At 60.6% G+C, this 18739-nt stretch carries 12 protein-coding genes; 8 read left to right on the top strand and 4 right to left on the bottom strand.

What is annotated here, in order from left to right:
* Positions 1-52: 52 nt before the first annotated feature.
* A complete protein-coding gene (locus ACK59H_RS11675) occupies positions 53-2353 on the bottom strand; it encodes a fatty acid cis/trans isomerase (RefSeq protein WP_060479003.1) in 2301 nt (766 codons plus the stop codon).
* 176 nt (positions 2354-2529) lie between these two features.
* Here ACK59H_RS11675 and metH point away from each other — a divergent pair, with 176 nt between their 5' ends.
* Both metH and ACK59H_RS11665 read left to right on the top strand, forming a co-directional pair.
* Positions 2530-6237 (top strand): methionine synthase, encoded by a 3708-nt coding sequence (gene metH / locus ACK59H_RS11670; protein ID WP_060479004.1) that lies wholly within the window; start codon positions 2530-2532, stop codon positions 6235-6237.
* Positions 6238-6414: 177 nt separating this feature from the next.
* Positions 6415-6633: a DUF2970 domain-containing protein gene (locus ACK59H_RS11665; protein WP_060479005.1), complete on the top strand. Its 219-nt coding sequence runs from the start codon at positions 6415-6417 to the stop codon at positions 6631-6633.
* 265 nt (positions 6634-6898) lie between these two features.
* On the opposite strand, the gene ACK59H_RS11660 is transcribed toward ACK59H_RS11665, so the two are convergent.
* Complete coding sequence (locus ACK59H_RS11660; RefSeq protein WP_060479006.1) at positions 6899-7975, bottom strand: ABC transporter substrate-binding protein; 1077 nt, start codon at positions 7973-7975, stop codon at positions 6899-6901.
* A gap of 214 nt (positions 7976-8189) precedes the next feature.
* Here ACK59H_RS11660 and ACK59H_RS11655 point away from each other — a divergent pair, with 214 nt between their 5' ends.
* From ACK59H_RS11655 to dkgB, 3 genes are all read left to right on the top strand, one after another.
* Complete coding sequence (locus ACK59H_RS11655) at positions 8190-9842, top strand: nitrite/sulfite reductase (RefSeq protein WP_060479007.1); 1653 nt, start codon at positions 8190-8192, stop codon at positions 9840-9842.
* Positions 9826-10320 (top strand): DUF934 domain-containing protein, encoded by a 495-nt coding sequence (locus tag ACK59H_RS11650; protein ID WP_060479008.1) that lies wholly within the window; start codon positions 9826-9828, stop codon positions 10318-10320. The genes ACK59H_RS11655 and ACK59H_RS11650 overlap by 17 nt, the downstream gene beginning before the upstream one ends.
* Before the next feature lie 193 nt (positions 10321-10513).
* Positions 10514-11317 carry a 2,5-didehydrogluconate reductase DkgB gene (dkgB, locus tag ACK59H_RS11645; protein WP_060479009.1) on the top strand — a complete coding sequence of 268 codons (804 nt, stop codon included), beginning with the start codon at positions 10514-10516 and terminating at the stop codon, positions 11315-11317.
* 95 nt (positions 11318-11412) lie between these two features.
* Here the strand turns inward: dkgB and ACK59H_RS11640 are convergent, their stop codons facing one another.
* Positions 11413-11883, bottom strand: coding sequence for a hypothetical protein (locus ACK59H_RS11640; RefSeq protein ID WP_060479010.1), 471 nt, complete (start codon positions 11881-11883; stop codon positions 11413-11415).
* Between the two features lie 214 nt (positions 11884-12097).
* Here ACK59H_RS11640 and ACK59H_RS11635 point away from each other — a divergent pair, with 214 nt between their 5' ends.
* The 3 genes from ACK59H_RS11635 to ACK59H_RS11625 all read left to right on the top strand — a co-directional run bounded on the left by ACK59H_RS11635 (position 12098) and on the right by ACK59H_RS11625 (position 14650).
* Positions 12098-13333 (top strand): MFS transporter, encoded by a 1236-nt coding sequence (locus tag ACK59H_RS11635; protein ID WP_060479011.1) that lies wholly within the window; start codon positions 12098-12100, stop codon positions 13331-13333.
* A gap of 33 nt (positions 13334-13366) precedes the next feature.
* Positions 13367-14140 (top strand): helix-turn-helix transcriptional regulator, encoded by a 774-nt coding sequence (locus tag ACK59H_RS11630; RefSeq protein ID WP_060479012.1) that lies wholly within the window; start codon positions 13367-13369, stop codon positions 14138-14140.
* Positions 14141-14464: 324 nt separating this feature from the next.
* The gene (locus ACK59H_RS11625) at positions 14465-14650 is read left to right on the top strand and encodes a hypothetical protein (RefSeq protein WP_060479013.1); all 186 of its coding nucleotides are present in this window, start codon (positions 14465-14467) and stop codon (positions 14648-14650) included.
* Positions 14651-14747: 97 nt separating this feature from the next.
* Here the strand turns inward: ACK59H_RS11625 and ACK59H_RS11620 are convergent, their stop codons facing one another.
* Positions 14748-18074 carry an RHS repeat-associated core domain-containing protein gene (locus tag ACK59H_RS11620; RefSeq protein WP_409264461.1) on the bottom strand — a complete coding sequence of 1109 codons (3327 nt, stop codon included), beginning with the start codon at positions 18072-18074 and terminating at the stop codon, positions 14748-14750.
* Positions 18075-18739 lie beyond the last annotated feature (665 nt).

The following is an 18739-nucleotide window of genomic DNA, read 5'->3' as shown; positions in this document are numbered from 1 at the left end:
GACCACCCACCCGTTGGGACCGTAAGGTATTGGCAAAGGTCAACCGACCCGATCAGAGGTTCTCGTAGCGGTTCATGTCCAGTACACCTGCTTCGACCGGTTGGGTTTCCTTGATGAAGCTGTTCAGGTCATGGAAGTAATACCAGAACTGAGGGTGACTGCGGCGCACACCCCAGCGCATGACGATGCGCTCGAATTTAGCCGGGTCGTCCTTGGCATACTCCATGTCTTCGACGAACTCAGGTACATCCTGGGTAGGAATGTTGAAGATGAAGTTGGGGTAGCTGCTGAGCACTCCTGGGTAGAGCGTCAGCGTATCCAGACCCGGCTCGTAGCGGTAGGCCTCACCCAGCAGGAACGCCACGTTACTGTGCGCGCGATTGCGCAGCAGGCTGTAGATCTGGCGCTGGCCATTCACGCCTTCGATGCGCAGCATGGTGGCCTCAGGCAGTTGGCCGATCACCTTCAAACCCGCCGCAGGGCGCGATACCAGGCGGCTGAGCGATTGCTCGGCGTTTCGAAATTCCTCGCTCATCTGCGGCCGTGAACAGTAAGCGCCGGTGCAGCGGTTGATCGGGTCGGGGGCGGCGTTCAGGCTGCCGGTGCGCTGCAGCAGTTTCAGGCCGAAGTCGCGCTCCGGGTCGCGCGGGTCGAGCTTGATGGCGCTTGGGGTGTCGCTGTCGATGTCCTCGTAGTCCAACCACATCTTCACCTTGCCGCTGTTCTGGTACCAGCTACCGAGGATCTTGCCACGCTGATCGGCCGGCATCAGGCGCAGGAAGTTGACCTCGGCGCCGTTGCGGATCAGGTCGAAGTACAGCCGCGTCTGCAACTGATGCGACACGTTGCCGAACACATCGAAATTGACTGCGAGCTGATAATAGGTGCGCTCGAGCAACGGGTAGTCGAACAACCACATGGTCAGCGGCACATCGCCGATCAGGCCCTTGGTCACCGAGGCACTGTCGAAGTGGCGGTAGATGCTCAGCAGCGCGTTGTCGTTACCAGCCCACAGCGTTGCCCAGCCCGGTGCGGGCATTTCGGCATAGGCGTCGCGACGCAGCTTTTCGTACGCGTTGCGCTTATCGCGGTAGGCATGCCAAAGGTTCAGCACGCTGCCGACGTCATCGTTCTGCCCTGGCATCGCCAGCAGCGGCGTGGCTTGGCTGCGGTATTTGGCATCGGTGATGTAGCGGTCCTGGGCCGGTTCCTGGAACAACGCCCAGAAGTTATCGCGGATCACGTCGGTGGCAATCTGCCCCCGACACACGGGGCCGCGGATGAAGGTGCGCACGAAGTACTCGGCGTTATCCAGCATGAACTGATAGCGGGCCACCGCTGGGATCGCCTCGAACGTTTCGAACGGGTTGGCGCGGTGACGCGGGCCGTAGCCGGGCAACGCGCTGGCATGCCAGTCGCCTGCGTAGAACAGCTGCTTCACCCGCTTGAGCTTCTGCGGCCCCATCGGGTAGGTGATGTGGGTTTTGTGCACGATGACGCCCTGCACCGGGATCAGTCGGTAGAAGAAATCAGTGCCGGGCGGATCGTTCGGGCGTCGTGTGGCGATGATGTCCACCGGCTTGCCGCTCGGGGTGCGTGAGCGTACCCACTGGAAAAAGTGCCCCTGCTCGCCGCCAACGAAGTAGATATGCGCCAGAAACAGGTGTTCGTAGAGCCAACGGCCGACCAGCGCTTCGGTGGAGCCGGGGCGGTTGAGCAGTTCCTCCCACTCGTTGATTTGCCGGGCCTCGGCAGCGCTGGGCTTGATCGGCTGATATTCGACAGGCGCGCCAGCGGCGAGCCAGCGGCGCAGTGTGTGGTACTCGTCATCAGTGAGCCCGGTCACCGCCAGGGGCATGCCCTCTTTGGGATGGGCGCCGGCATAGCCGTCGAATTCTTCAGGCAGTGGGCACATATTGGTGCGGTTCAGGCCCAGGACGATTTCGTCAGGCACCTTGGCGTTGGGGGTCAGCGGGGTCTTGTGCCCCAGTTCGAGCATGCGCGCCATCAGCGCAGCCTGGCTGCCCTGGTTGTCCAGGACCGAATAGAAGCCCTTGCGCCGCCACTGCTCCTCATTCTGCGCATCATAAAACAGCCGTGTGGGCGGCACGGCCTGGCCCCGCTCACCCTGATACACCGGCACCTTGGTGGCGCCACGCACCGCGCCCTCGGGGCTTTCCAGCTTTAGCTGACAGGCCGCGTCGTTGCAGGCGTGGCAGGCTACGCACTTTTCGGTGAAGATCGGTTGAATGTCCCGCGTGTAGGAAATGCTTGGGCTCGATTGGGGGGCTTGCCCATGCGCAAGGCTGCTGACGAGCAGAGCGAACACGCTGACAAGAATACGCTGCACCATGTGCGGAAAGTCCTGAGAATTAAAAGCCATCACGTTTTGCCTGGTCGTCTGTTGGGTGCCTGCATAACCCGCGCTCAACATGAGCGAAATTCATGCAAATCGGCGACGCGCCTAAAATCCGCGCAGCTTTGTTATGATTCGACACCTTCTGATATTCGCCCGACCAGGTAGTTTCTATGTCCGACCGCAGCGCTCGTCTAAAAGCACTCCAGCAAGCACTCAAAGAGCGCATTCTGATCCTCGACGGCGGCATGGGCACTATGATCCAAAGCTACCGGCTCGAGGAACAAGACTATCGTGGCACGCGCTTCGCCGATTGGCCAAGCGACGTCAAAGGCAACAACGATCTGCTGCTGCTCAGCCGCCCGGACGTGATCGCGGCAATCGAGAAAGCCTACCTGGATGCCGGCGCCGATATCCTGGAAACCAACACCTTCAACGCCACACAGATTTCCCAGGCCGACTACGGCATGGAAGCGCTGGTGTACGAGCTGAACGTCGAGGGCGCGCGCATCGCCCGCCAAGTCGCCGATGCTAAAACCCTCGAAACCCCGGACAGGCCTCGCTTCGTGGCTGGCGTACTCGGCCCCACCAGCCGCACGTGTTCGATTTCTCCGGATGTCAACGACCCTGGCTATCGCAACGTCACCTTCGATGAACTGGTAAGCAACTACATCGAGGCAACCCGTGGGCTCATCGAAGGCGGCGCCGACCTGCTGCTGATCGAAACCATCTTCGACACGCTCAACGCCAAGGCAGCGATCTTCGCCGTGCAGCAGGTGTTCGAGGACGACGGCATCGAGCTGCCGATCATGATCTCCGGGACCATCACCGATGCTTCCGGCCGCACCCTGTCGGGCCAGACCACCGAAGCGTTCTGGAACTCGGTGCGCCACGCCAAGCCGATTTCCGTGGGCCTTAACTGCGCCCTGGGTGCCAAGGACCTGCGCCCCTATCTGGAGGAGCTGGCGACCAAGGCCGATACCCATGTGTCCGCACACCCTAACGCGGGCCTGCCGAACGCTTTCGGTGAGTACGACGAAACCCCGGCAGAAATGGCCGCGGTGGTCGAGGAATTCGCAGCCAGCGGTTTTCTCAACATCATCGGCGGCTGCTGCGGCACGACGCCTGGCCATATCCAGGCCATCGCCGAGGCCGTGAGCAAATACAAACCGCGCCAGATCCCGGAAATCGCCAAGGCGTGCCGCCTGTCAGGGCTGGAGCCGTTCACCATCGACCGCCAGTCGTTGTTCGTCAACGTCGGCGAGCGCACCAACATCACCGGCTCCGCCAAGTTCGCCCGGCTGATTCGCGAAGAAAATTACACCGAAGCGCTGGAAGTGGCCCTGCAACAGGTCGAGGCCGGCGCCCAGGTAATCGACATCAACATGGACGAAGGGATGCTCGACTCCCAGGCCGCCATGGTGCGCTTCCTCAACCTGATCGCCGGTGAGCCTGACATCTCCCGGGTGCCGATCATGATCGACTCCTCCAAGTGGGAGGTGATCGAAGCAGGCCTCAAGTGCATCCAGGGCAAAGGCATCGTCAACTCGATTTCCATGAAGGAAGGCGTGGAGCAGTTCAAGCACCACGCTCGCCTGTGCAAGCGCTACGGCGCAGCCGTGGTGGTGATGGCCTTCGACGAGGTTGGTCAGGCCGACACCGCTGCACGCAAGAAGGAAATCTGCCAGCGCAGCTATGACATTCTGGTCAACGAAGTCGGCTTCCCGGCGGAAGACATCATCTTCGACCCGAACATCTTCGCCGTGGCCACCGGCATCGAAGAGCACAACAATTACGCTGTCGACTTCATCGAGGCCTGTGCCTACATCCGCGACCACCTGCCCCACGCATTGACCTCGGGCGGTGTTTCCAACGTGTCGTTCTCGTTCCGCGGCAACAACCCGGTGCGTGAAGCGATCCACTCGGTCTTCCTGTACCACGCCATCCGCAACGGCCTGACCATGGGTATCGTCAACGCCGGGCAGCTGGAGATCTACGACCAGATCCCTGCGGCGCTGCGTGAGAAGGTCGAGGATGTGGTGCTCAACCGCACTCCGCACGGCACCGACGCCTTGCTGGCAATCGCCGATGACTACAAAGGCGGCGGCGCCACCAAGGAAGTGGAAAACGAAGAGTGGCGCGCGCTGCCCGTTGAAAAGCGCCTTGAGCACGCGCTGGTCAAGGGTATTACCGCTTTCATCGTCGAAGATACCGAAGCGTGCCGCCAGCAGTGTGCCCGGCCGATCGAGGTCATCGAAGGCCCGCTGATGAACGGCATGAACGTGGTCGGCGACCTGTTCGGTGCCGGCAAGATGTTCCTGCCTCAGGTGGTCAAGTCGGCCCGGGTCATGAAGCAGGCCGTGGCGCATTTGATCCCGTTCATCGAAGCAGAAAAAGGCGACAAGCCCGAGGCCAAGGGCAAGATCCTGATGGCCACGGTCAAGGGTGACGTCCACGACATCGGCAAGAACATCGTCGGTGTGGTCTTGGGCTGTAATGGCTACGACATCGTCGACCTCGGTGTCATGGTGCCAGCCGAGAAGATCCTGCAGACCGCCCGTGAGCAGAAGTGCGACATCATTGGCCTGTCTGGCCTGATCACGCCGTCTTTGGACGAAATGGTCCACGTCGCACGCGAAATGCAGCGCCAGGACTTTTACCTGCCCCTGATGATCGGCGGTGCCACGACTTCCAAGGCGCACACTGCGGTCAAGATCGAACCCAAATACAGCAACGACGCGGTGATCTACGTCACCGACGCCTCGCGTGCCGTGGGCGTGGCCACCCAGTTGCTGTCCAAGGAGCTCAAGCCCGCCTTCGTCGAGAAAACCCGCCAGGAATATGTCGAGGTACGCGAGCGTACCGCCAACCGCAGCGCCCGCACCGAACGCCTGAGCTACGCCCAAGCCATCGCTGCCAAGCCGCAATACGACTGGGCCGGGTATCAGCCGGCGGTGCCCTCCTTCACCGGTGTCAAGGTGCTGCAAGACATTGACCTGCGTACCCTGGCCGAATATATCGACTGGACGCCGTTCTTCATTTCCTGGGACCTGGCCGGCAAGTTCCCACGCATTCTTACCGACGAAGTAGTCGGTGAAGCAGCCACCGCGCTGTACAAGGATGCCCGCGAGATGCTCGACAAGCTGATTGACGAGAAGCTGATCAGCGCTCGCGCCGTGTTCGGCTTCTGGCCCGCCAATCAGGTCGCCGATGACGACATTGAGGTTTACGGTGAAGATGGCCAGCCCCTGGCGACCTTGCACCACCTGCGCCAGCAGACCATCAAGCCCGATGGCAAGCCCAACCTGTCCCTGGCCGACTTCGTCGCGCCCAAGCATAGTGGGGTGACCGACTACGTCGGCGGCTTCATCACCACCGCCGGCATCGGCGCCGAGGAAGTGGCCAAGGCCTATCAGGACAAAGGCGACGATTACAGCTCGATCATGGTCAAGGCCCTGGCCGATCGCCTGGCCGAAGCCTGTGCCGAATGGCTGCACGAGCAGGTGCGAAAAGAGCATTGGGGCTATGCACAGGACGAGCACCTGGACAACGAGGCGCTGATCAAGGAGCAGTACCGCGGTATCCGCCCTGCCCCTGGCTACCCGGCGTGCCCTGATCACACCGAGAAGCAAACCCTGTTCCGCCTGCTCGACGGCAGCGGCATCGGCGAAACCGGGCCAAGCGGTGTGTTCCTTACCGAACACTTCGCGATGTTCCCGGCGGCGGCGGTCAGTGGCTGGTACTTTGCCCACCCACAAGCACAGTACTTCGCCGTGGGCAAAATCGACAAAGACCAGATCGACAGCTACAGCGCGCGCAAGGGCCAGGATATCCGGGTCAGCGAGCGCTGGTTGGCGCCTAACCTGGGTTACGACAGCTAAACCCCCCCGGCCTGCTCGCTTCAGGCTCCCCCCAAGGTTTGCATCACTGCCCAACTTCTGGGGGCAATGCATTCCTGTGGGGGGAGCAAGGTCGCCCGCCAAGAGCCAGGCACGATCAACGTCAAGCGCCTTGCCTATACTGTCCCTTGGTTGTCTACCAACACCCAGGAGCCTCCCATGGACGACTCAAGCCAAGGCAAGCCCCCTACGTTCTGGCAAATGCTGCACAGCATCCTGGCCGCTGCCTTCGGCGTACAGAGCGGCAAGAACCGTACGCGGGATTTCACCCACGGCAAAGCCAGCCACTTCATCGTGCTGGGCGCGCTGTTCACCCTGGTGTTCATTGCCGTGCTGATAGGCCTTGTGCAATTGGCCTTGCACCTTACTGCGCGGTGAAAATACAAACGCCTGCGTGTCTCCCTTACGCAGGCGCTGTGGTTGCATCATGGGTGGAGCGTCACGTCACTGGTGGCTGACCCAATACACGGCGGTGACCACCACCAGAACGATCAGGCAGAGGATCGCCCAGGCATCGACACTGCTGTCAGCTTTGCGGACCTTGGTTGGGTTTCCCATTGCATTGCCTCTTGTAGTGGTTATGGGAATGCACTTCACAACCAGCAGTTAAGACGAGCAATGACCATCCCTCAAGCAAGGGCTTTCAATAGTCGACGGGCGTTGTCAAAAACGGGTACTGGTAGCTGGTTGGCCGCCCTTGTGCGCTGTAGTGCTTGAAATCTACGCCGTAGTCGTCGCGCTCGACCAACTTCAGCCAGCGACGCGCCTTGGCTTGGTCGATCGACTGCAGCACCGGCAGTACATGCTCACGTTGGCCACCGCGGTGAATATCCAACCCTTGGGCATCATCGTGCAGCAGCACCATGGCCCACCCGCCCAGTGTCGCATGCCCGCCCATCAGCACGCTCAAACGCCCATCGATACGCGCTTGCAGGGCTTCGGCCGAGCTATTGATCGCGCCGAACACCACGTCGCGCCCAGGGGTGCGGCCGGCTTGCTCGAATGCCCGCATGGCACCGAAGGCCATCTGGTCGTTGGCAGCCCAGACCAACCGAGTCTTCGGGTAGCGCTGCAGTAACTGCTGAGCCTGTTCGTAGGCGCGCTCTCGGCTCCAGCCGCCGTATACCACCTGGCGCAAGCGGACCTGAGGGAAGTCGGCCAACGCCTGGCGCATGCCTGCTTCGCGCAACTGGGAAGCGGGGGTTGTACTGACTCCGGAAAAAGCCACAAGATCAATGGGCTGGTTGTCACGGGGCAGTGAGGCCACCATTTCATGCAGCATGCCAAAGCCCGCCTGCCAGTCGTTACCGATCAAGGTTCCCAGTACCTGGCCATATTTGCCTGGCTGGGCCTGGATACTTTTAGCCTGGCTGGCTGTCAGCCCGTTATTGACCAAGAACAGCTTGACTCCACTACCCTGGGACAAGCGGATGATTTCAGGCGCCAGGTACTGTTCATTGACCAGCACCAAGTAATCTGGCCGCTTGAGCCTGCTAAGCACCGCCCGAGCCTGGCTCATCGCAAGCCCACCGTCTCGCTGGCTGTAATCGACTTCCAGAGTCATGCCCAATTCGTCGGCTGCAGCCTGCATGAAACGCGAATAGCTGCTCCAGAATACTTCGTCGCTGTGGCCAGGGTTTAGAAAAACTACCGAAGCGGCGTGAGCGGAGGCTGCCAGCGGCAGGCTCAGTAACACGCTTTGGCAAAGCGCCTTGAGCATGCGGGTACCCCCTTCAAACCAAATCGCCGAGTATAAACCTGCCTGCCTGACGGGTAACAAACGCCACTCAGTCTCACTTAGTTCGTTTGGTTCTTTTCATATGCAAAAACATCACTTTAGCGCATAAACCCAACCTGCTATCGTTCCCCGGCTCCGAACCGGAGTGCGCGGCCGTGCGCGCGAATAGCTGCATGCAGCCTGAGACAGGACTTTTATGTACGTATACGACGAGTACGATCAGCGGATCATCGAGGACCGCGTCAAGCAGTTCCGTGATCAGACCCGCCGCTACCTGGCCGGTGAGCTGAGCGAAGAAGAATTCCGCCCTCTGCGCCTGCAGAACGGCCTTTACATCCAACGTTTCGCACCGATGCTGCGTGTCGCCGTGCCGTACGGCCAGCTGAACGCCAACCAGGTTCGCACCCTGGCCAAGATCGCTCGCGACTACGACAAGGGCTATGCCCATATCTCCACGCGCCAGAACGTGCAGTTCAACTGGCCGGCGCTGGAAGACATCCCGGACATCCTCGCCGAGCTGGCCACCGTGCAGATGCATGCGATCCAGACCAGCGGCAACTGCCTGCGTAACACCACCACTGACCAGTTTGCAGGTGTGGCCGCCGACGAACTCGTCGACCCGCGCCCATGGTGCGAAATCGTCCGTCAGTGGACCACTTTCCACCCGGAATTCGCCTACCTGCCGCGCAAGTTCAAGATCGCCATCAACGGCTCCAAGCAAGACCGCGCCGCCATCGAAGTGCACGACATCGGCCTGGAGCCAGTGCGCAATGCCGCTGGCGAGCTGGGCTTTCGCGTGTTGGTCGGGGGTGGTCTGGGCCGCACGCCAGTGGTGGGCTCGTTCATCAACGAATTTCTGCCTTGGCAGGACCTGATCAGCTACCTCGACGCGATCCTGCGCGTGTACAACCGTTACGGTCGCCGTGACAACAAGTACAAAGCGCGGATCAAGATTCTGGTCAAGGCGCTGACCCCGGAAGTGTTCGCCGAGAAGGTCGAGGCCGAAATGGTCCACCTGCGTGGCGGCAGCACTACCCTGACCGAAGCAGAAGTGCAGCGCGTGTCGCGCCACTTCGTCGACCCGGACTACCTGGCCCTGGACAACGTCGACTACAGCGCCCAGGACGCCGAGTTCCCAGGGTTTGCCCGCTGGCGCTCGCGCAACACCCGCGCCCACAAGCGCCCTGGCTACGTGGCGGTGACCCTGTCGCTCAAGCCTACCGGCGTCGCCCCAGGTGACCTGACCGACAAGCAGCTCGACGCCGTGGCGGACCTTGCCGAACGCTACAGCTTCGGCTTCCTGCGCACCTCCCATGAGCAGAACATCATTCTCGCCGACGTCGAACAGCGCCAGTTGCACGCGCTGTGGATGGAACTGCGCGAGGGCGGCTTCGCCACGCCGAACATTGGCCTGCTGACCGATATCATCTGCTGCCCGGGCGGCGACTACTGCTCCCTGGCCAACGCCAAGTCGATCCCGATCGCCGAATCCATCCAGCGCCGTTTCGATGACCTGGACTACCTGTTCGACATCGGCGAAATCGACCTGAACATCTCCGGCTGCATGAACGCCTGCGGCCACCACCACGTCGGCCACATCGGCATCCTCGGGGTGGACAAGAAGGGCGAGGAGTTCTACCAGGTGTCGCTAGGTGGCAACGCCGCGCGCGACGCTAGCCTGGGCAAGATCCTCGGCCCGTCCTTCGCCCAGGATGACATGGCTGATGTGATCGAGAAGCTGATCGCCGTGTACGTCGAACGACGCACCGAGGAAGAGCGTTTCATCGACACCTACCAGCGGATCGGCATCGACCCCTTCAAGGAACGCGTCTATGCAGCGAATCATTAAGAACAACCAGATCGTCGACGAAACCTGGCACCTGTTGCCCAAGGATTTCTCGTTCGATGAGCTGAGCAATTGCGACGACTATATCGTCCCGCTGCAGATGTGGCGTGACCATGCCCACGTGCTCAAGGCCCGCGACGGCGGCCTGGGTGTATGGCTGGACAGTGACGAGCAGGCCGAAGAAATCGGTGACGACGTGCAGCATTTTCAGGTCATCGCCCTGAACTTCCCCGCTTTCACCGATGGGCGCAGCTACTCCAATGCACGCCTGCTGCGCGACCGCTACGGCTTCAAGGGCGAACTGCGCGCCATTGGTGACGTGTTGCGCGATCAGTTGTTCTTCATGGCCCGCTGCGGCTTCGACGCCTTCGCCATCCGGGCCGATAAAGATCCGCAAGACGCGCTGCAAGGCCTGAAAGACTTCTCGGTGACCTACCAGGCCGCCACCGACGAGCCGCTGCCGCTTTTCCGCCGCCGCTGATCGTCACCTGCACTGCCTGACGGCCCGCCCTTTGGCGGGCCGTTTCATTTGTGATTACAGGTCAAATGTCCTTGCACCGACCCTGGCTTAATCAAAGCCGAGCAAGGCCCCACACTGCCCTACTACGCTGATGGGCCGGCGCTGAGCAGCTAGGCTCAATGCGGTTCATCCTTCACTGACCAGGAGCAGATTCATGAACATTCCAGCATTCGGCCTGGGCACCTTCCGCCTCACCGGCCAAGCCGTGATCGATTCGGTCAAGTCGGCTCTGGACCTCGGCTACCGGGCCATCGACACCGCGCAGATCTACCGTAACGAAGCTGAGGTGGGCCAGGCCATCGCCGAGAGCGGCGTGCCGCGCGGCGAATTGTTCATCACCACCAAAATCTGGGTGGACAACTACGCGGCCGACAAGCTGATCCCAAGCTTACGCGAGAGCTTGCAGAAACTTCGCACCGACTACGTCGACCTGCTGCTGATCCACTGGCCGGCGCCAGGCAAAGGAGTCGAGTTGCGTGAATATATGCAGGCCTTGGCCGACGCCAAACAGCAAGGGCTGACGCGCCAGATCGGCATATCCAACTTCAATATCGAACTCACCCGCCAGGCCATCGCGGTCGTGGGCGAAGGCGAAATCGCCACAAACCAGATCGAGCTCAGCCCGTACCTGCAAAATCGCACGCTGGCCGCATTTCTCGACCAGCAAGGCATCACCGTCACCTCTTACATGACCCTGGCGTACGGCAAAGTGCTCAAAGACCCAGTACTGGCCGATATCGCCAGCAAGCACAAAGCCACCGTGGCGCAAGTAGCCCTAGCCTGGGCGATGCAGTTGGGTTACGCAGTGATCCCATCTTCGACCAAGCGCGAGAACCTGGCCAGCAACCTGCTCGCCCGTGACCTGCGCCTGGACGAACACGATATGGCCCGTATCGCCGAGCTTGAGCGCAACGGCCGCGAGGTCAGCCCTGCTGGGCTTGCTCCGGCCTGGGACTGATTTCACGGCCAAGCCCCTGAGGTTGGCGATACGCCCAACCTCAGGGGCATCTTGCACGCGCTTGGCTTGCTTACCTTTGGGGTCGCCCCAACCGGTCAGAAGCGCAGCCCTAGGTTGACCATCCCACCAGCGCCTCCCAGCACCACGAACTCGCCCCCCACTGCCCCCCAGTGCACCCCCAGCGACGGGATGATCACTGGCGCGATGCCCAAGTGGTTCAACGGGATCTTGTCGGCGTACTCGCCTTTGTAGCCTTCGATAAAACCTGCGCTCAACTTGGCGTACACAGGATAGTGTGGGTGTTGCCAACTCTTGCCCAGATAGGCGTAGTAGGAGCGTTGGTTGAACGAGTTCTTGAATGTCGCCGCTCCCCACAGCGCGCCATCGGTGTAGACGCGCTCGATACCGATCAATGCCTGGTGATTGTTGTGCTCGGGGTCGTGGGTCCAATGCCGGGTGTAGACGCTGGTCTGCAGATACCAGTAATCACCTTCACGCGTGGTTTGTTCGGCGGTGGCGACCGGTGCCGTCAGCAGTATGCCTGCCACAATCGATGCCTTGTTCATCCTTCACTCCCCCTTGAACAGTGAAGCGACACTAGCTGCGCCACAATGGCTGAGCCATAGGAAAACCCCGAGAGGCGGTACGCAGCGTGCAGGACGACGTATCGCTCTGTCCGAATCGCGACAGTCAGTGCCTGTTCAGCGTGAGACAGGCAATGGTCGGCTGGATAACCTAGCCCCTGCTTTGCCTTGCCACCCATGAACAAGAGCCGAAACCATGACGACTCCTGCCGCCACCTTGGCCCCGCCAGCCACCGTCAACGCCCAACCTGAGGGCTTCGTTGTCCGCATTGTCGGTGCCGCCGCCTTCGCTCATTTGCTCAATGACCTGATCCAGGCGGTGCTGCCGTCGATCTACCCGATGCTCAAAAGCGATTTCTCACTGAGCTTTGCCCAGATCGGCTGGATTGCGCTGATCTATCAGGTCACCGCCTCGCTGCTGCAGCCCTGGGTTGGCATGTACACCGACAAGCGGCCCATGCCCTACCTGCTGCCCACCGGCATGTTGTTCACCCTGCTCGGCATCGCCCTGCTCGCTTATGCCAACAGTTACCCCATGCTGTTGGTGGCCGCCGCTGTAGTCGGCATCGGCTCGGCAACCTTCCACCCTGAAGCTTCACGGGTAGCGCGCATGGCCTCTGGCGGGCGCTTTGGCACAGCGCAGTCGACCTTTCAGGTCGGCGGCAATACCGGGTCTGCCATTGGCCCTCTGCTGACCGCCGCCATCGTCATCCCCCACGGCCAACCAGCCATCGCCTGGTTCATGCTGGCTGCCGGCCTGGCCATCTTCGTATTGCTGCGGGTGACCGGCTGGACCATCCGCCACGGTCAGACGCAACTCCAAGGCCTGGCCGGGCATCAAGCACCTGGCCTGGCCAAAAGCGCCATGTGGCGTGCCGTCACGGTCATCGCCGTGCTGATGTTCGCCAAGTTCGTCTACATCGCCTCGTTCACCAACTATTTCACCTTCTATCTGATCGAACACTTTGGCTTGAGCGTGCAGCAAAGCCAGTTGTATTTGTTCGTGTTCCTGGCCGCGGTGGCGTTGGGCACCTTTGCCGGTGGCCCGGTAGGTGACCGAATCGGGCGCAAGGCGGTGATCTGGGTTTCGTTCCTCGGCGTTGCACCCTTCGCCCTTGCCCTGCCCTATGCCAACCTGGCCTGGACTGCGGTGCTGGCCGTGGCCATTGGCTTGGTGATGTCATCGGCCTTCGCCGCGCTGGTGGTCTATGCCCAAGAGGCGGTGCCTGGCCGGGTCGGCATGGTCTCGGGGGTGATGTTCGGCCTGATGTTCGGTATCAGCGGCATCGGTGCCGCAGGGCTGGGCGAGCTGGCCGACCTGTACGGCATCGAATGGGTGTATCAGGTGATCGCCTACCTGCCGCTGCTTGGCCTGGCCACCGCGCTGCTGCCAGCGACCCACTCCAAGGCACGGCCCACCCGCTGCTGCTAACATGGCAGCGCTTTTGGACGGCACGAGAACATGATGGTCAAACCCCAGCACGAATTGCTGATGGAGGTCGAAGATTGGACGTGGGAGGTGGGTAGCCGGGCAACCGACTACCCGCCAGACTGGTACATCGCGCCCCACTCGCATACCAAGCATCAACTGATCTACGCCATCAAGGGCCTGATGCTGGTCGAGTCCGGCGCTGAACGCTGGACCGTGCCGCCCAGCCGTGGGATCTGGATGCCTTCTGGCCAGGTACACGCCATCCGCTGCGTGGGTGATGTGAAAATGCGCAGCGTGTTCGTGCGCCCCAATGCAGTGACGGGCTTGCCCCAACAAAGCAGGGCCATCAGCATTACCCCGCTCCTGAGCGAATTGATCAAGGCTTCGGTCGACTTCACCGGGCCTTTTGTCGAGGACTCGCGCGAGGCACGGGTGATGCGCCTGATCCTCGATGAAATCTGCGTGTTGCCGACTCTGCCGCTCAAACTGCTGCAGCCAAGCGACCCGCGCCTGCAGGCCATCTGTTCAGCCCTGCACGCCCGCCCCCACGACACCTCTACCGTAGCGGACTGGGGCGCTCATCTGGGCGTCGATGAGAAAACCATCCAGCGCCTGTTTCGCAAGGAAACCGGCATGACTTTCGGCCAGTGGCGCCAACAGGCTCGGTTGATGCAGGCACTGGAGCGCATCGCCCTGGGCCAGCGCATCATCGATGTCGCCGGGACCTTGGGCTACGACAGCCCAAGCGCGTTCGCCAGCATGTTCAAACGCCAGTTCGGCATAACGCCGAGCCGGTTTTTCAAATGAGCTGAACCTCGGCTGGATATGGCTATGGCTAGCCAATTGCTACATAACGTTTCAGCGTCGAGGATGTGCTTGTGCCCTTACCTTCCAATGACTCCGCACCAGGCGGGTGCCGCTACCTCAGCAAATCCGGGCATTCGATGCGTAGTCTGCGCACATGAACTGAAACAGTTGAACACGGGATTTGTAGGACGTTTCCCCAAGGCCTGTAGGCAGATTACAGGCAGCCGGGTTTTCCTGTATGAAACCTCAGTTCCCGAAGGATTTTGTAGCTGCTACGGTCCATTTTTCCTACAACGGCACGGAGGCCAATGGCGTGAGTGAAACATGGATCAATACAATAAATCCGGCCTAGCCCTGCAGAAGAATTTGCTCAACCTGCGACGCGAGCGCGATCGCCTGAGGGCCGAAGGTAACCATCAGGAAGCTAAACGCCTGGAGGTGGAAATCGCGCGGATCGAAGCGGTGGTCGCGGCTTTGCCTGCCGAGGCCAAGCCGCCGACGTTGCAGTAGATCACTCAGGGACGCACACAGGTTGTGGCCCCCACCCTGCTTTTACAGTCATTCACCAGGTGAAAAGGGGGACGCAGGCGCGCCCCCCAGACCCGGTTCAAACCGGCGATTGCGACATCATCCTGGCAAGCGAGCTCAATTGACTGCGGCCACCCGTGGCCTGAGATTCACTGTCGTCGGGCCCCGAGTAAAGTTCATGGTAAACCATTACATTGTCTACCCACTCAACCGCCTCTGCAGCGAGCGTGACCGCCTTGGGATGCTGAGTGGCGCGGAAGTAGAAGTTGCCTTTCCAACCGGTGAGAACATGGAACTTGCTACCGCTCGCCATCTTGAGCAGCAAGTCCTTCTCTACCACCGCGAACTGCGGACTTGCCAACTCACCCAATGCATCGACCACTGTGCTTCTGGCTGTCTGAGCAGCCGCTTTGGCCGCCTCCCGGGCCGTTTTGACAGCTTGACGACTGCTGGTAATCATCTGGCCGGCAACCGCGAAGCCATAACGTTTAACGTTATTAAAAATTTTCCAAAGTGCCTGCAACCCGCGCTGCGTATTCCTGACCACCCGTACCGCAAGGCTGGCGGCCGACTTCAGCAAGCGAGCGCTCTGTTTGAAGACCCCGGCAAAGTTGCCAATCGACAACACCCCCGTGACGGCAGACGCAATCGACAGTTTTCTCGCAAGCTCAGGGTAACTGTCCTCTACCAGTATGGCTGCCACCTCGAACACCAACGAGGCGACGCTTAGGGCAGTGAGCACGGCGAACACCATCATCGAGGCTGTGCCGCCCGTGAGTACAGACGCCACGATCCCTATCAATGTGATGGCAATGGCCGTGCCGATCCGTCGCCACCGATCGCCTACCGGGAAGGGCTGAGCATCGCGCAGCCCTTGCTCCAGGGTGGCCAACTGCGACTGGCCCCAGCGGCTGAGCACAATGGCCCCACTGGGGTCATGCTGGTTAACCGGGTCCGGGCAGTGCACGTAGTCGTTGAGACCGCCCTCGCCGAACGGGCTCAGCCAGTCCGGCTGGGTGTAGCGGCCCAGAGACGGGTCGTAACAGCGGTAACCGTTGCCAGCGTGATAACTGCCAGTCACCGGGTCTCGGCGCATACCGTTGTAGCCAGAACTGATGGCCATAGTCGCTGCGCCTTCACCAAACGGCAACAGGGGAGTCAGTTGCAGCGTTGCGTTGCTGTAAAAACCAGCGACTCCACTCTGAGGGTCATCGATCAGCCAGTTGACGGCATTGCCTTCGTACTCTGCCAACCCCGGGCTGATGCTGCGCTGGCGGGTCAATGCGCCGCCGGCATCAAACCAGTCTTCGCCTATCAGCAGATCGCCAGCGTACCGTAGCTCGCAGATCGCCTTGCTTTCGCCAATATATTGGGCTGCCAGTCGCTGATAGCCATCGTAGACGTAGCTGGCTTGCACGGTACTGTCAGCACCGCTGACCTTGGTCAACTGCCCGCCTTTGTTGTAGTCCAACTTGCGGTGTTTGCCATCCTCGGTCAGATAGCCGTTGGCACTATGGGTGATCTGTACCGCCTTTTTGTCGGTAGTGACGGTTTTCAGGCGCGTTGGGTTGTCGGCGTGGTAGGCAAACTCCTGAGTAGAGGTTTTGTCGTCCTCAAACGTGGTGACGCATTTTTCAAGATTGCTCAGCACATCCCAGGTAAAGCGCTGCGCCTTCACCGCTTTTCCCTGCCCATCACGAGGCAAGTGGCTGGCGTGCGCCGCTGTACAGGTGTAGTGGATCAGGCGGTCGAGCGCATCGTAGTCGAACTGCTCGCTACGCACACAGGTGCCGCCTTCTCGGCTGTGCTTGGCGAGCAGCTGCCCGTCGCTACGCCACTTGAGCTGTTGAGCGAATACCAGCTGGCCGTTGTGGCTGAAACTACGCAGGGTTTCCTGGCCAAACGCATCGTGCTCGCTGTTCACCTGCCACTGCGCACCTGCCCGCTGGGCATGAACCCGCCGCTCTACCTGACGGCCATGATCGTCATGGCGATGCAGCACGTCCTCATGGTCATGCCAGCTACGCAGGGGACGTCCGTGGTGATCGCTAAACACCCGCTGCCAGTGCCCGTCGGCTCGAAGTGCGGCAACCGTAAGCCCGCGCAGCGTTTTCCAGATGAGCCCTTTGTGGGTGCTACGCGGTGTGGTTTCATCGAGTCGTTGCTTACCTGGCAACTGGCTGGCGGTAAGGCTATGTTGCCAGCCGCTGCCAAGCTGTTCGGTGCCCTGCTCAGTACTTAAGGTAGTGACCGAACCGCTGCGGCTGACGCTGGACATATTCAGATCACCGGCTCGATATTGGCCGCTGTCGCCCGCTTCGGTCAACGTCAGCGAAGTGCTGTCCGGCAGCGTCACGTTCTCACCTTTGAACTTGTACTCGCGGCTACCGACCTTGCGCTTGCTCAGGGTTGAAATGGCTTCGATTTCCTGGGTACCAATGACCTGGCCAACGGTTGTGTCCATGCTATCGCTGAACACTTTCAGTTCGGTGACATGATCGCTCATTGCGTGATAGCTGCGCTTCACCACACTGCCATCGGGGCGAATGTGGCGGGTGACACGGCCAAGCCCATCGCGCTGCAGTTGGTGCGTGCGCGACTGGCCGTCGACAGTGCGGGTGAGTTCGATCAACCGCCCGCTGGAATCGAACTGGCGAACGGTATCAGCGCGAGCAATACCGGCGCTACTTCGCACAGCCTCACTGCGGGTCATATGGCCATTGGCAAGGGTTTCGAACGTGTTGGTGCTGCGTAGCAGCGTCTGGGCCCCCAGGCCTTGTATGACGGTGCCGGCAGGGTCCAGCAGGTCGCGGCTCCATGGGTGCCGCCCAGGCAGCTCAACGCGTTGCAAAGGCTCACAGATCGCCTGGCCACCTGGCAGGTAATCCCACTGTCGGCTTCCCGCCCCGTCATCGTCGCCGCTGCCATGCAGGTGGTTGCGGCTCAGGGGTATGAAGCCATCCTTGGCCGTGCGTCGCCACTCGCTGCGAACCACCCGCTGCAAGCCATCGAGCCAGTCGCGCCTTTGGCTGCCATTGATGAAGCTGACAAGTGCGCTCAGGCCGCCATGCTCAATGCCATAGTCGGTGTTGATTACACTATAAGCGCCAGCCTCGGGCTCGTTTTTGGCATTGAGGCGGTAGCTCGACTGCTTGGTTACACGGCCAAGCCCGTCGTGTTCGAACACGGTTTGCACACCGTCGAGGGTCTTGCTCAAGCAGCGACGGCTGAAGCGCGAACGCATTTCGCGACTGACCTCGTGAGTTCCAGCAACGGTGGTGGCACTGGTGCTGATCTTGAGCCCCGGCGCAGTTGGGTTGTCTTCGAAGGATTGTACGGTGGTCAGCTTGACGCGCTGATCCCCCAGCACGGTGATCTGCTCGTTGGTGATGGACCATACTCGCACTTTGCCTTCATTTGGCGTCTTTGCGGCGGGCTCCGTGCTTGACGTACTACTCACACGCCAGAGAATCGGCTCGTCGGGGCTAGCCTGCGTCCAGACGACTTTCGAGTCCAGACGGTCGTCTGTCAGCGCGCCTTTGATTCCCTCCAGGGTCACTATGCTGCTGGTTTCCAAAACTTGACGGGCGTTGCGAGTGACTGCTCGGTAACCATAAAGTATCAAACCCAACGGGTTGCCATGGGCGTCGCATTGATACTCTGCCATCAGGGGGGGCGTGGCACCCTCTGGGGTAGCTGGGCAGGACAAGGCAGGGAAATCTTTAAAGCCTTTGACCAGCTTACTCGGCGTCAGGGGGTTTGAGGAACTGGCGGCGGCAGGATAGTAGCACCGGTAGCTTGCTGTGTTATCGGGCGACAGTGTTTTCAGCAATTTTTGTTCAGAATCGCAACTCGATTCATAGGTAAGCACATTGAATTCATCCACGCGAGAGGTGGGATTATCATTACGCACAAAAATCTTTTGAAGTTCCTCGCTAATGTATTCAGCGCCCAAGGTCGCCTCAAACAATCCTTCAAAACTATCCCCAGACGAAGAATAAGGATGTAGGGCATTCCCAATACCAGTGCAAAGCTCATGCACATTCACAGCCAGCCGCTTATCTTCCCCAC

Source organism: Pseudomonas sp. KCJK9000, from assembly GCF_046230725.1.
Classification (GTDB): Bacteria; Pseudomonadota; Gammaproteobacteria; order Pseudomonadales; family Pseudomonadaceae; genus Aquipseudomonas; species Aquipseudomonas promysalinigenes.
Note: the sequence above shows the minus strand (reverse complement) of the source record. Positions and strands in the feature narration are given on the sequence as shown.

What these genes read in the sequence shown, in the direction of transcription:
- ACK59H_RS11640 (WP_060479010.1), bottom strand. Translation starts at nt 11,883, where the DNA reads ATGAACAAGGCATCGATTGTGGCAGGCATACTGCTGACGGCACCGGTC.
- ACK59H_RS11665 (WP_060479005.1), top strand. Translation starts at nt 6,415, where the DNA reads ATGGACGACTCAAGCCAAGGCAAGCCCCCTACGTTCTGGCAAATGCTG.
- ACK59H_RS11625 (WP_060479013.1), top strand. Translation starts at nt 14,465, where the DNA reads ATGGATCAATACAATAAATCCGGCCTAGCCCTGCAGAAGAATTTGCTC.
- ACK59H_RS11630 (WP_060479012.1), top strand. Translation starts at nt 13,367, where the DNA reads ATGGTCAAACCCCAGCACGAATTGCTGATGGAGGTCGAAGATTGGACG.
- ACK59H_RS11650 (WP_060479008.1), top strand. Translation starts at nt 9,826, where the DNA reads ATGCAGCGAATCATTAAGAACAACCAGATCGTCGACGAAACCTGGCAC.
- metH (WP_060479004.1), top strand. Translation starts at nt 2,530, where the DNA reads ATGTCCGACCGCAGCGCTCGTCTAAAAGCACTCCAGCAAGCACTCAAA.
- ACK59H_RS11635 (WP_060479011.1), top strand. Translation starts at nt 12,098, where the DNA reads ATGACGACTCCTGCCGCCACCTTGGCCCCGCCAGCCACCGTCAACGCC.
- ACK59H_RS11655 (WP_060479007.1), top strand. Translation starts at nt 8,190, where the DNA reads ATGTACGTATACGACGAGTACGATCAGCGGATCATCGAGGACCGCGTC.
- dkgB (WP_060479009.1), top strand. Translation starts at nt 10,514, where the DNA reads ATGAACATTCCAGCATTCGGCCTGGGCACCTTCCGCCTCACCGGCCAA.
- ACK59H_RS11675 (WP_060479003.1), bottom strand. Translation starts at nt 2,353, where the DNA reads ATGGTGCAGCGTATTCTTGTCAGCGTGTTCGCTCTGCTCGTCAGCAGC.
- ACK59H_RS11660 (WP_060479006.1), bottom strand. Translation starts at nt 7,975, where the DNA reads ATGCTCAAGGCGCTTTGCCAAAGCGTGTTACTGAGCCTGCCGCTGGCA.